The sequence below is a fragment of the Flavobacterium sp. 270 genome, assembly GCF_004368785.1.
Taxonomy (GTDB): domain Bacteria; phylum Bacteroidota; class Bacteroidia; order Flavobacteriales; family Flavobacteriaceae; genus Flavobacterium.
In genome coordinates, this window is record NZ_SODM01000002.1 from 749,314 (window position 1) to 763,335 (window position 14,022).

Genomic DNA, 14,022 nt, shown 5'->3' on the forward strand with positions numbered 1-14,022 from the left:
TATTTATTATTGTGCCGTTTCTGTTGGCTCTGAAGTATCTGATGGATTATAGTTTATGTCCGTATTGTCTGTTTTTTTAACTTTTCTAGGTTGTCTTTTCATTTCTTCTCCAATAATATTTGAAGCTGAAAAACTAGTTACCATACTGTTTAGCATATCACTTGCTGCCTGTGGAGAGTTTGGTAATAATATCAAATTAGAATTAGTATCAGCTCCAATAGCTTGTAGCGTATCATAATGTTGTGTAATTACGATTAATGCTGATGCTTCTTGCGAATTAATTCCAACATGATTTAAAACTTCAACACTTTCTACCAATCCACGTGCAATTTCTCTACGTTGATCTGCAATACCTTGACCCTGAAGTTTTTTACTTTCGGCTTCCGCTTTTGCTTTAGCTACAATTCTAATTCGTTGTGCTTCAGATTCAAACATTGCCGCTGTTTTTTCTCTTTCGGCCGCATTGATACGGTTCATTGCATTTTTTACCTGAATATCAGGATCAATATCTGTTACAAGAGTATTGATGATATCGTAACCGTACGTTGTCATAGCTTCATTCAATTCTCTTTTTACAGCAATTGCAATATCATCTTTACGAACAAACACATCATCCAAAATTAACTTAGGAACCTCGGCACGAACAACGTCAAATACATAAGCAGTAATCTGATCATGTGGATATTCTAGTTTGTAAAAAGCTTCATATACATGTTCTTGTATTACTTTAAACTGAACAGAAACTTTCATTTTAATAAAGACATTGTCTTTAGTTTGTGTTTCTATAAGAACATCTAATTGTTGAATTTTTAGATTAACTCGTCCAGCAATTCTATCAATTATTGGAATTTTTAATTGTAAACCCGAATTTCTAACGCTTGTAAATTTTCCAAAACGTTCTACAATAACACTTGTTTGTTGTTTCACAGTGAAGAAAGAAGACATCAAAATGAAGAATGCTAATACTAATAAGATAATAAATGCTGTACCCATGGTTATAAAATTTAGTTTTTATGAGCCCGTAAATTACGAATATTCTTCTAAAAATAAATTTCTAAATCATAAAAAAAACGCTAAGAACATTTGTAATGTTCCTAGCGTTTGATATTTTTTTACCATTAAGGTATTAAGTGATTTAAGCTTAGTTTTATGAACTTAAAGTTTTTCTATTTTTTTACCATCAAGTATAGCTTAATTTTTTTAATATCTTAATGGTAAAATTTTATAGTGTAGCAATTGCTTTCTGAATTCTCGAAATAGTTTCTTCTTTTCCGATGATTTCTACAATGTCAAATAGGTGAGGACCTTTCAAAGCTCCAACCAAACTTAGACGGAAAGGTTGCATCACTTTACCCATTCCGATTTCATTTTTAGTTAACCAATCTTTTACGATTGCTTCGATATTTGCTGAGTCAAAACCATCAATATATTCCAAAGTTGAAATCAATTCCTGCATTAAAGCCGGGGTTTCTTCCTTCCAGTTTTTGCTTGCTTTTTCATCATAAGATGTTGGCGCCTGGAAAAAGAAATCAGTCAAATCCCAAAATTCAGAAACAAAATGAGCACGTTCTTTTATAAGAGAAACAATTCTTGTTACATCAAATTTCGAAACATCAACACCTTTTTCTACTAAAATAGGAGTGAAGTCTTTCGCTAAATCAGCATCATTTTGTTTGATTAAATATTGGTGATTGAACCATTTGTTTTTCTCCGGATCAAATTTTGCTCCCGATTTATGCACTCGGTTTAAGTCAAAAGCTTCTACTAATTCTTCTAGAGAAAATAATTCTTTATCCGTTCCGTCATTCCAACCAAGTAAGGCAAGGAAATTAATAACCGCTTCCGGGAAAAATCCTTTCTCTCTGTAACCAGATGAAACGCCTTCTTCCGTTTTCCATTCTAGCGGAAACACAGGAAATCCTAATTTATCACCATCTCTTTTAGATAATTTTCCGTTTCCAATTGGTTTTAAAATCAAAGGTAAATGTGCAAATTCCGGAGCATCCCAACCAAAAGCTCTGTACAATAAAACGTGAAGAGGCATAGATGGCAACCATTCTTCACCACGAATAACATGTGAAGTTTCCATCAAATGATCATCCACAATATTAGCCAAATGATACGTTGGCATTCCGTCACTTTTAAATAAAACTTTATCGTCAAGAAGATTCGTTTCAAACTTTACGTCTCCACGAATGATGTCTTTTAAATGTAAAGTTTCGTCAACCGGAGTTTTAAAACGGATAACATAATGTTCTCCATTTGCAATTCTTTTAGAAACTTCATCAGCAGAAATTACCAAAGAAGTTTGCAATTTTTCACGGTTTGTATGATTGTAAATAAATGTTTTTCCTTCTGCTTCTTGTTCTTTTCTCAAAGCATCAAGCGCTTCCGGAGTATCAAAAGCATAATACGCCCAACCAGAATTGATCAGCTGATCTGCATATTGTTGGTATAATTCTTTACGATCACTTTGTCTGTACGGACCAAATTTTTCATTCTTTCCAACCGTTTCTTCAGGAGCAATTCCTAACCATTCCAAAGCTTCCATAATATAAGCTTCAGCTCCGGGAACAAAACGTGTCTGATCTGTATCTTCAATTCTCAGATAAAAAACGCCATTGTTTTTCTTGGCAAATAAATAATTAAATAGGGCAGTACGAACGCCGCCAATATGTAAAGGTCCTGTTGGACTTGGTGCAAAACGCACACGAACTTGCTTTGACATTTTGTATAAATTTTGATGCAAAGATACAACTCATAATTAGATAATTTGAAAATGAAGATAATTAGATAATGGCTTGTTTCTAGCTTAATTGACTAATTTTCTAATTGATCATTATCTAATTAAAATTACTACTTTTATAGGTTATAAATCAAACAGATTCATTTTGAAAACAACGTCTGCCATATACGCGAAGCTAGAAGCTTTTATTAAAAAATATTACACGAATGAACTTATAAAAGGAATACTTCTTTTTACCGGTTTTGGACTTTTGTATTTTTTGTTTACGCTTTTTATTGAGTATTTCCTTTGGTTAAAACCTCTCGGAAGAACACTTTTATTCTGGCTTTTTATTGGAGTAGAAGTTTTCCTTTTGTTCCGTTTTATTTTATTTCCGATTTTTAAGTTATTCAAACTTCAAAAAGGAATCGATTATAACCAGGCTTCGGCAATTATCGGAAATCATTTTACAGAAGTAAGTGATAAACTAACGAACTTTTTACAGCTTTCGGCTTCTGAGGATTCAGCAGAAAGTTCAGAATTAATGTTGGCTTCGATAGAACAAAAAGCAAATTCACTGCAACCAATTCCGTTTGGAAATGCAATCAATTTTAATTCAAATAGAAAATATTTACCATTAGCATTAATTCCAATTTTGCTTTTTGCCGTGTTTTATATTTCAGGAAACAGCAATATTATTTCTCAAAGTTTAAATAGAGTAGTGCATTTTAATGCTACATTTTTACCTCCGGCGCCTTTCAAATTTGTAGTTCTGAATTCAAATTTACAAACAGAACAGAACAAAGATTTTGTTGTAAAAATGGAATCAATAGGAAACGTTGTTCCCGAAAATGTAATGATCCATATTGGTGATGAAAGTTATTTTATGGAATCTTCTCAGCCAGGAAAGTTTGAATTCAAGATTGAAAAACCAGTTGAAAATGTTTCTTTTTCTTTTGAAGGAAATTCAGTTTCATCTGAAGAATACGAATTAAAAGTAATCACCGTTCCATCAATTGCCAACTTCGAAATGGTTTTGAATTTTCCTTCATACCTAAAAAAGAAATCAGAAACTATTCAGGGAACTGGTAATGCAATCGTTCCTGAAGGTACTTTAGTGACTTGGAAAATGAATACGCAGTCGACTCAGGAGATTGTTTGGAAGGATGAAAACGCAACTTTAAAGTTTAATAAAGCCGAAAATGAGTTTAAATTGAGTAAAAATATTGCTCAAAATACAGAATATCAAATTCTTACTTCTAATAATAAGGTTAAAAATTACGAAAAACTGGATTATCAGCTGTCTGTTATTAAAGATCAACATCCAACAATTACGGTTGCACCAGCTCCGGACAGTTTGAAATTAGATAAAAATTATGTCTTAGGAAGATTAGGTGATGATTACGGATTATCAAAATTACAAGTAGTTTTCTATGAGCGCAACAAACCGCAAACTGCAAAGCGTGGAACCATTCCGGTAAAGCAAGCTGTGTTTGATCAGTTCGTTTTTTCTTTCCCAAGTAATTTGCAGGTAGAAGAAGGAGTGTCTTATGAATACTATTTTGAAGTTTTTGATAACGATGCACCACATGGTTTTAAGAGTACAAAGTCTTCTACATTTTCAGACAGAGTTTCTACAACAGACGAAGTTCATGATTTAGAATTGCAACAGCAAAATCAAAACATAAACAGTTTATCTAAATCATTAAAGAACCAAACTAAGCAAATTTCTGAAATGGATAAGATCCAAAATACAGGAAAAGAAAAAGATAATTTAGAGTTTAAAGATCAGCAAAAGATTAATGATTTTATCAAACGTCAGAAACAACAAGACGAAATGATGAAACAGTTTGCTGAGAAAATGAACAAGAATTTAGATAAATTCAAAGACGATAAAAAGGATAAAACAGCAGAAGATTTACAAAAGCGTTTAGAGAATGCCGATAAAGATTTAGAGAAAAATCAAAAATTATTAGACGAACTGAAGAACCTAAATGATAAATTAAACAGCGAAGAGTTGTTTGATAAAATGGAAAAGTTCAAACAAATCAGTAAAAATCAATCCAGAAATTTAGAACAATTAGTTGAATTGACCAAGCGTTTTTATGTAGAAAAGAAAGCTGGACAAGTTGCAGAGAAATTAAATAAACTGGCAGAAAAGCAAGAAGAGCTTTCTAATAAAGAAAAAGAAAATACTCAGGACAAACAAGAAGATATCAATAAAGCTTTTGATAAAATTCAGGAAGATTTAAAAGACTTAAAAGAGGAGAATAAAACATTAAAATCTCCTTTAGATATTCCTTCTGATGCTTCTAAAGAAAAAGATTTGAAAGATGATTTGCAAAAAGCATCTGATGAATTGAACAAAAAGAATGCTTCTTCGGCAAAGCAAAAACAGAAAAGTGCTTCTAAGAAAATGAAGAGTATGGCGCAACAAATGGATGCGGGTATGGAAGGTGGAGAGCAGGAACAATTAGAAGAAGACGTTGCAATGCTTCGTCAGGTTTTGGATAATCTTCTGGCATATTCATTAACTCAGGAAGATGTAATGAAACAATTTAAATCTATGAAACTGGGTTCTTCTATATATACGAAGAATATAAAAGTACAACAAAATCTAAAACAACAGTTCAAACATGTTGATGATAGTTTGTTTGCTTTGTCTTTAAGAAACCCAAAAGTAGCTGAAGATGTAACGAAGGAAATTGGAAACGTACAATATAATGTAGACAAAGCGATTGAATCTTTGACAGACGTTCAGGTTCCAAAAGGAGTTTCGCACCAACAATATGCTGTTTCATCTGCAAATAAATTAGCCGACTTTTTGAGTGATTTATTAAACAACATGCAAATGTCTATGTCAAAACCGGGAACAGGAAAACCAAAACCGGGAGACGGACAAGGAATGCAATTACCGGATATTATTCAAAAACAAAAAGGACTTGCTGATAAAATGAAAGAGGGAATGAAGCAAGGTGAGAAACCGGGAGATAAGCCAGGTGATAAACCCGGAGAAAAACCAGGTCAAGGTCAAGGTGGAAAATCAGGACAATCTCAAAATGGTCAAGGTAAAGATGGACAAGGCAAAGACGGACAATCTGGTAAAGATGGTAAAAACGGAAAAGGAGATAAGGATAATAAAGAAGGTGAAGATGGAGAAGGAGATGCTGAAAAGATAATGGAGATTTACAAAGAGCAGGTTAAACTTCGTGAAGAGTTGCAAAAAGAGTTAGCTAAAAAAGGATTAGATTCTCAAGGAAGATCTGTCATCGAACAAATGAAACAATCTGAAAAGCAAATTTTGAATAAAGGATTTAAGAATGAGAACTTGCAAAGGATCTTAAATATCCAACAAGAATTATTAAAATTGAACAATGCAGTTCAGCAACAAGGTCAGGATACGAAGCGTCAATCTGAAACAAATAAGACTGAATTTACAAACAGAACAAACGCATTACCAAGCTCATTATTAGATTATTTAAATAGTGTAGAAATTTTAAATAGACAATCGCTACCTTTGCGCTCAAATTTTAACCAAAAGGTTCAAGAATATTTTAATACAAAATGATCAATTTTAATTACGAAACAGATTTTAATTTAGAAAACGAAGAAGCCTTTACTGATTGGTTGAGTGCTGTAATTGTTTCTGAAAAGAAAAACGAAGGAGAGATAAATTACATTTTTTGTGATGATGAATATCTTCATAAGATCAATGTTGAATATCTTGATCACGATACATTAACAGATATTATCAGTTTTGATTATACAGTTGGAAACGAATTAAACGGAGATATTTTTGTTTCTGTAGAAAGAGTAGAAGACAATGCAAAGGATTTTAATGTTTCTTTTGATGAAGAATTGAAACGCGTTTTAGCTCACGGTATATTACATTATTGTGGATATAAAGATAAAACAGATAAAGATGCAGAGTTAATGCGTTCCAAAGAAGATGAAAAAATAGCGATGTTCCACGTGGAACTATAACTTAAACATCTCTTTTTAAAGTTTAGAATTCATGTTCCACGTGAAACACAATTCTAAATTTCGAATCAAATTAATCAAACGTTCCACGTGGAACGTTTTTTAAGTTTTATGTTTTAAATAAAATTCGTTCCACGTGGAACATAATTTTTGTTTCAAGTTTTTGGTTTCAAGTTTGATTAGTTTGGTGTTCCACGTGAAACATCAGTAGAGAAATAACTTGAAAAATTAAAAAGAACAAACCGAAAAGCAAAAGGGATGTTCCACGTGAAACATGTTTCAGATAACTTGAAAAATAAAACAACAGAAACGTGAAACAACAGAAACGTTTCACGTGGAACACTAATCAGGAATAACTTGATCCCGAAGCTTCGGGAGAAACAAGGAAAACCTGAAACAAAAAAAAGAATGTTAATTCTGAGAACTGACTTAACCGGTTTCCAGAGAAAGTAAAACAAAATGTTTTTAGAAGAATACGATGTTATAGTGGTGGGTGCCGGTCATGCCGGTTCAGAAGCCGCGGCAGCGGCCGCGAATTTAGGATCAAAAACTTTATTGGTTACAATGAGTTTGCAAAACATCGCACAGATGTCTTGTAATCCTGCAATGGGCGGAATAGCAAAAGGGCAAATCGTTCGTGAGATCGATGCACTTGGAGGTTACTCCGGAATTGTTTCAGACAGAACTGCGATCCAGTTTAAGATGTTGAACAAATCAAAAGGACCTGCAATGTGGTCGCCGAGAGTTCAAAGTGATCGAATGCGTTTTGCTGAAGAATGGAGAATGATGTTGGAGGGAACTCCTAATTTGGATTTCTACCAAGAGATGGTAAAAGGTTTGATTATCGAGAACGGAAAGATAAAAGGAATAAGAACTTCGCTTGGAGTTGAGATTCGATCTAAATCTGTTGTCTTGACAAACGGAACTTTTTTGAATGGATTGATTCATATTGGAGACAAACAATTCGGTGGAGGAAGAGCGGGCGAAAGTGCCGCTTTTGGAATTACCGAAGATTTGGTTGCAGTAGGTTTTGAATCTGGAAGAATGAAAACAGGAACGCCACCGAGAGTCGATGGACGTTCTTTAGATTATTCTAAAATGAACGAAGAAAAAGGAGATGCGAAACCAGATAAGTTTTCGTATTCTGATTTGACGGTTCCGTTGACTGAACAAAGATCTTGTCACATGACATATACGTCTTTGGATGTTCACGATATTTTGAGATCAGGATTTGATCGTTCGCCAATGTTCAACGGAAGAATAAAAAGTATCGGCCCGAGATATTGTCCTTCTATAGAAGATAAGATAAATCGTTTTGCAGATAAAGAACGTCACCAATTATTTGTAGAACCGGAAGGATGGAAAACATGTGAGGTTTATGTAAACGGATTTTCAACTTCGTTGCCAGAAGATATTCAATTTAAAGCTTTGCGATCTGTTGCCGGTTTTGAGAAAGTAAAATTTCTGCGTCCGGGTTATGCAATTGAATATGATTATTTCCCGCCGACACAATTGAAACATACTTTGGAAACAAAGTTGGTTGAAGGATTATATTTTGCCGGACAAATAAACGGAACAACAGGATATGAAGAAGCAGCTTCGCAAGGATTAATGGCCGGAATAAATGCGCATTTAAAAGTACATGAAAAAGCACCATTAATTTTAAAACGCGATGAAGCGTATATCGGAGTTTTGATCGACGACTTAATTACGAAAGGAACAGAAGAACCTTATCGTATGTTTACATCAAGAGCAGAGTACCGAACATTGTTGCGACAAGATAATGCTGACTTTAGATTGACGCCAATGTCACATGAAATTGGTTTAGCATCTGAAGCGCGTTTAAGAAGAATGGAAAAGAAATTGAATGAGTCTGAAAAGATGGTTCAGTTCTTTAAAGAAACGAGTGTATCTGTTGCAGAAACAAATCCAATTTTAGAAGCTAAAGAAACTGCTCCGATTACACAAGGTGATAAAATGTTTAAAGTATTTTCTCGTCCGCAGATTGATTTGGAAGATATGATGAAATTCGAAAAAGTTCAAGAATATATTTCTGAAAATGATGTGGATCAGGAAATTTTAGAGCAGGCAGAAATCCAGGTTAAATATTCTGGCTATATTGAAAAGGAAAGAAACAACGCAGATAAATTGACAAGACTCGAGGAGGTAAAAATCCCCGAGAATTTTGATTATAGTAAAATCAAATCAATGTCGATAGAAGCAAAACAAAAGTTGTCAAAAATTCGCCCCGTTACAATATCACAAGCATCAAGAATCAGTGGAGTTTCTCCGAGTGATATTTCTGTGCTTTTGATTTATATGGGAAGATAAAAAAGTTTCAAGTTTCAGGTTTCAAGTTTAGTTGGAACCTGAAATTTTGTTTTTTGTTCCAAGTGAACCAAAACCTGAAACATATGCAAACTTGAAACTTGAAACAAAATTTTGAAATTGTTCCACGTGAAACTATTTTTATAATTCTATGGAAATAATTAAAAAGGAATTTTTATCATTGCAAGACAAAGAAGCATTATTGCAACTTTGGAATAATGAATATCCGGAAAAATTGAATTATCAAACTATTGATGAATTTGATGTTTATCTGAATGCTTTGACTGAAAAACAACATTATTTTTTAATTAATGATGAAAACAAAATCAAAGGTTGGGCTTTTACTTTTTTAAGAGAGAATAAAACTTGGTTTGCTATTATTTTGAATAAAGATATTCAAGGAACAGGAAAAGGTTCTTTGTTGATGAATGAATTAAAAAAGAATAAAAGCGATTTGAACGGTTGGGTTGTTGATCATGAAAATGATATTAAAAAGAACAAAGAGTTTTACAAATCTCCGATGTTGTTTTACATCAAAAACGGATTTACGATCTGCGAAGAAATAAGAATTGAAAATCAGAAAATGTCTGGTGTCAAAATAAATTGGAACATTAAAAATAAATAAAAATAACAGACCCTAAAAATGAGAATTTCGTTTTTAGGGTTTGCTATGAAATTAAACCAAATACATAAAAATTATAAATGGACGTTTTAAATAAAAAACATTTTCTTACTGTAAAAGATCATTCGGTTTCTAAAGAAATTTTTGAATTGTATTATGATGAAAATCTGGATATGCTGATTACATCTCCGCAGCCGGATTTACAAAATTTAGGAAAGTATTACGAAAGCGAAGATTATATTTCGCATACAGATAACAAACGTTCGTTGTTTGAAAAAGCATATCATTTTGTAAAAAACATTGCTTTGAAAAATAAACTGAATTTGATCAATTCAGAACAATCTCAAAGAGGAAAAATTTTAGACATCGGTGCCGGAACCGGAGATTTTTTATTGACGGCAAAAAATGACGGTTGGAAAACTGTTGGAGTTGAACCAAGCGATCGCGCAAAAGAAATTGCAAAGAAAAAAGGAATTGAGTTTGTAGAAGAAATCAGCGAGCTCGAAAATAATTCTTTTGACGTAATTACGATGTGGCACGTTTTGGAACACGTTCCAAATTTAGAATTACAAATTCAGGAATTGAAGCGATTATTAAAACCAACTGGAACATTAATTGTTGCGGTTCCAAATTTCAAATCGTACGATGCAAAACATTATGGAGAATTTTGGGCAGCTTTTGATGTGCCGATTCATTTTTGGCATTTCTCAAAAAAAGCAATAAAATCGCTTTTTGAAAAAGTGGATATGAAATTGGAAAAAGTGCTTCCGATGAAATTTGATTCTTTTTATGTGAGTTTACTTTCTGAAAAATACAAAACCGGAAAAATGAATTTTCTAAATGCTTTTTTTGTGGGTTTAAAGTCAAATTTAAAAGCATCGTCTACAAAAGAGTATTCATCGCACATTTACGTCCTAAAAAACGACTAAAAAGCATTTTAAGCTTATTTAAGCCGATATTTCACCTTAACCGAGGAGAAATATCGGCTTTTTTTAGAATGTCGCTCTAAAAAGCGCTGTGAAAGCCAGTTTTAATAGGGTTTTATTATGATTGGTTTTTTTATCATAAATAAAACTAATATCATAAAATTAGCCCATTTTTTAAACTTTATGTTGATGCTATTTATTTTTTTATATTTTTGTCTTCAATACATTAAAAAAATAGAAATTTAAAAAATGAAAAAAGCATTAGTAATTATCGCGCTTTCAGTTTTGGTTGTTTCATGTAATAAAACAGCAGACGTTAAGGAAGTAAAAACAGCTTACGTTGATACTTCAGTTTTAATGAAAGAGTACACTGAAGCAAAAGATCTTGAAGCGAAGTATAAAGCACAAGCAGAAGAAAAAGGAAGACAGTTACAAGCAGAAATTACTCGTTTTAAACAAGATGCTGCTAGTTTTCAGAGCCAAGCTCAGGCAAATGGCCAACAATGGGCACAACAAAGAGGAGCAGAGCTTCAAAAAAGAGAGCAGCAATTAGGTTACGCTCAACAACAATTATCTCAACAATTACAACAAGAAAGCGGTGTAGAAATGGATTCTTTGATAAGTGGAGTTAAAAAATTCATCAAAACTTACGGTAAAGAAAAAGGATATTCTTATATCTACGGTACTGGAGATGCAGCTTCTATCTTATATGCAGAAGACAAATACGATATTACAAAAGAAGTTGTAAAAGCATTAAACGACAAATACAGTTCTACTCCTAAAGCTGACAAACCAGCAGTAAAAGAGGAAGCAGCTAAAAAATAATACCAAACTAACTGATTAAATTAAAAACCTAAATCTCTTGAGATTTAGGTTTTTTCTTTTATAAAAATGCGATACTTTTAGGTTTCAATTTACACAATGCAAAACGTTTCAGAAGCAGCAGCTTACACTTTACAATTCATCAATCAGACACAGAAGTCGATCTTTCTAACGGGTAAAGCCGGAACCGGAAAGACCACGCTTTTGCGCGAAATCATCGCAACAACGCATAAAAACACAGTTGTAGTCGCACCAACAGGTATTGCGGCTTTAAATGCAGGCGGTGTTACCATACATTCGATGTTTCAACTGCCATTTTCGGCCTTTATTCCGTCTTACGATGCCAATCCACAGTTTACTGAAACGGTAAAATTTGAGAATAAAGAAACCTTACGAAGACATTTCAAGATGAATAATTTGAAACGTAACGTAATCAAAAACATGGAGTTACTGATTATTGATGAAGTAAGTATGCTCCGCGCAGATCTGCTTGACGCGATTGACTTTATGATGCAGACCGTTCGTAGAAATTCATATCCATTTGGTGGTGTTCAGGTACTTTTTATTGGCGATTTATTGCAATTACCGCCGGTAATTCGGGACGAAGAATGGCGAACTTTACGCAATTATTACAAAGGAAAATTCTTTTTTCATTCGCATGTAATTCAACAACATCCGCCGTTATATATTGAATTATCTAAGATTTATCGCCAGACCGATGATGATTTTATTTCGGTTTTGAATAATCTGAGAAACAATCAGATTTCACCGCAAGATGTTCAGTTTCTAAACCAATATGTAAAACCGGATTTTGATCTAAAAAACAATCCAGGCTATATAACTTTAACAACTCATAATGCCAAAGCTGATTCTATTAACGAACAGTCAATTAATGATTTAGCTGGAAATGAACATACTTATTTACCCTTTATTGTAAGTGATTTTCCGGAGAAAATTTTTCCGGTTGAAGAAAATCTAAAGCTAAAAGTTGGTGCGCAGGTAATGTTTGTAAAAAACGATTTATCATTTGAAAAACGCTATTTCAACGGAAAAATGGGCGTTATAAAATCACTTTCGCCCGAAGAAATCTTCGTTCATTTTCCAGAAGAAAACAAAACGATTGAAGTAGAAAAATACGAGTGGAAAAACATCCGCTACAAAGTAAACGAACTTACCAAAGAGATTGAAGAGGAAGTTTTGGGGACTTTTGCGCATTATCCGCTAAAATTGGCGTGGGCAATTACGGTTCATAAAAGTCAGGGCTTAACTTTTGATAAAGCTGCGCTCGATGTATCGCAAGTTTTTCTTCCCGGACAAGCGTATGTGGCATTATCGCGTTTGCGTTCTTTAAACGGGCTTATTTTGCTTTCTCCGATGCAGATGAATGGGATTTCTAACGATCAAGATGTAATGGATTATGCTTTGAACAAAGCAAATGAAGATACGCTCGAAAAATCACTGCATTTTGAAACCAAAAATTTTATTCATAACTATCTCATAAACAGTTTTAATTGGGCAGATTTAGCGCAGGAATGGCGAAATCATCGTTTTAGTTATAACGAAAATGCTGTCGCTTCAGAAAAATCGAAACACGCCATTTGGGCACATAAACGTCTTGAGACCATTGATCAGCTTATAGATCCGGCGCAGAAATTTATCAATCAGCTTAATAAAATTTTCAATAACGAAACCGTTGATTTATTTTTTGTGAAAGAAAGAGTAGAAGCGGCCTACGATTATTTCTTTAAGCCGATGGACAAATTGGTAACCGATCTTTTGCAGAAAATGGCTGAAATTCAGAAATTTAAAAAAGTAAAAGAATATTACGACGAATTGACAATCCTGGACGACTTACAAACCAAAGCCGTTTTAAGATTAATGAAAGCCAAATTATTAATTGAAATCGTCGTTGCAGGAGAAACAATCTGCAAAGAAAAGCTCACATCGTCGGCTATCAAAAATTTCAAAGTAAATAAGCTGGAAAAAATCCGCGAAGAATATCAAATGACCAATACAGACATCTTCAAAGCAGATGAACCCGTTGTGCGTTACACTTCAAGAAAGCTGGACAAAAGTGAACCTAAAACCGCCAAAAAAACTACAGTAGAAGAAACCTACGATATGTGGATTGAAAAAAATTCCATTGAAGACATTGCAAGAATTAGAAAACTAACTGTGCAAACTATTGAAACACATTTAATTAAATTAATTCAAGCCAAAAAAGTAGAGATTTCAGACGTTCTGCCGTATGACAAAATTCTGGCGCTGCGTGAAGCTTTTGAGTTTTATCAGGAAGAATCTTTAGCGCCTTTAAAAGAAAAACACGGTGACGAATTTACTTGGGACGAACTTAAAATGTTTAAAGCCAGTATAAATTAAAATCAGCTTAATTAATCGCAAAAATGCGATAAAGTCAGGTATTGTCATAGAAAATGAATTGCCTTCTGCTTCAGTTGGAGGTAAAGTCAAAATGTCGATATTCGGCTTTAGCCAAACCTCATTAATTTGGCTAAAACCAGAACTTATTATCAATTTTTTCCTCGGATTAAAGTAATAGGCAATTTAAAATTAATTATCTTTATGTTGGATTGTTCCACGTAAAACACAGATTAATAAGT

At 33.3% G+C, this 14,022-nt stretch carries 9 protein-coding genes; 7 read left to right on the forward strand and 2 right to left on the reverse strand.

All coding sequences use genetic code 11. The features are described 5' to 3' along the window. Positions 1-6 precede the first annotated feature (6 nt). Both EV144_RS10605 and gltX read right to left on the reverse strand, forming a co-directional pair. A complete protein-coding gene (locus EV144_RS10605; RefSeq protein ID WP_134148625.1) occupies positions 7-993 on the reverse strand; it encodes an SPFH domain-containing protein in 987 nt (328 codons plus the stop codon). A 229-nt stretch (positions 994-1,222) separates the two neighbouring features. Next, a complete protein-coding gene (gene gltX / locus EV144_RS10610) occupies positions 1,223-2,728 on the reverse strand; it encodes a glutamate--tRNA ligase (protein WP_134148627.1) in 1,506 nt (501 codons plus the stop codon). Positions 2,729-2,891: 163 nt separating this feature from the next. On the opposite strand from gltX, the gene EV144_RS10615 reads away from it, so the two are divergent. The 7 genes from EV144_RS10615 (at position 2,892) to EV144_RS10645 (ending at position 13,783) form a co-directional block, all read left to right on the forward strand. Further along, entirely contained in the window at positions 2,892-6,293 is a 3,402-nt protein-coding gene (locus EV144_RS10615) for a DUF4175 family protein (protein ID WP_134148635.1), read from the forward strand. Then, entirely contained in the window at positions 6,290-6,709 is a 420-nt protein-coding gene (ybeY, locus tag EV144_RS10620; protein ID WP_134148637.1) for an rRNA maturation RNase YbeY, read from the forward strand. Before EV144_RS10615 ends, ybeY begins: the two co-directional genes overlap by 4 nt. Before the next feature lie 456 nt (positions 6,710-7,165). After that, positions 7,166-9,037 (forward strand): tRNA uridine-5-carboxymethylaminomethyl(34) synthesis enzyme MnmG, encoded by a 1,872-nt coding sequence (gene mnmG / locus EV144_RS10625; protein WP_134148639.1) that lies wholly within the window; start codon positions 7,166-7,168, stop codon positions 9,035-9,037. A gap of 148 nt (positions 9,038-9,185) precedes the next feature. Then, entirely contained in the window at positions 9,186-9,659 is a 474-nt protein-coding gene (locus EV144_RS10630) for a GNAT family N-acetyltransferase (protein ID WP_134148641.1), read from the forward strand. 77 nt (positions 9,660-9,736) lie between these two features. Then, the gene (locus tag EV144_RS10635) at positions 9,737-10,585 is read left to right on the forward strand and encodes a class I SAM-dependent methyltransferase (protein ID WP_134148643.1); all 849 of its coding nucleotides are present in this window, start codon (positions 9,737-9,739) and stop codon (positions 10,583-10,585) included. A 246-nt stretch (positions 10,586-10,831) separates the two neighbouring features. After that, entirely contained in the window at positions 10,832-11,407 is a 576-nt protein-coding gene (locus tag EV144_RS10640; RefSeq protein WP_134148645.1) for an OmpH family outer membrane protein, read from the forward strand. Between the two features lie 96 nt (positions 11,408-11,503). After that, positions 11,504-13,783, forward strand: a complete 2,280-nt coding sequence (locus tag EV144_RS10645) for a helix-turn-helix domain-containing protein (RefSeq protein WP_134148647.1) — start codon at positions 11,504-11,506, stop codon at positions 13,781-13,783. The last annotated feature ends 239 nt before the right edge of the window (positions 13,784-14,022 follow it).

Coding starts and splice junctions, on each gene's coding strand:
- gltX (WP_134148627.1), bottom strand. CDS start 2,728: ATGTCAAAGCAAGTTCGTGTGCGTTTTGCACCAAGTCCAACAGGACCT.
- EV144_RS10605 (WP_134148625.1), bottom strand. CDS start 993: ATGGGTACAGCATTTATTATCTTATTAGTATTAGCATTCTTCATTTTG.
- EV144_RS10640 (WP_134148645.1), top strand. CDS start 10,832: ATGAAAAAAGCATTAGTAATTATCGCGCTTTCAGTTTTGGTTGTTTCA.
- EV144_RS10630 (WP_134148641.1), top strand. CDS start 9,186: ATGGAAATAATTAAAAAGGAATTTTTATCATTGCAAGACAAAGAAGCA.
- EV144_RS10635 (WP_134148643.1), top strand. CDS start 9,737: ATGGACGTTTTAAATAAAAAACATTTTCTTACTGTAAAAGATCATTCG.
- EV144_RS10645 (WP_134148647.1), top strand. CDS start 11,504: ATGCAAAACGTTTCAGAAGCAGCAGCTTACACTTTACAATTCATCAAT.
- ybeY (WP_134148637.1), top strand. CDS start 6,290: ATGATCAATTTTAATTACGAAACAGATTTTAATTTAGAAAACGAAGAA.
- mnmG (WP_134148639.1), top strand. CDS start 7,166: ATGTTTTTAGAAGAATACGATGTTATAGTGGTGGGTGCCGGTCATGCC.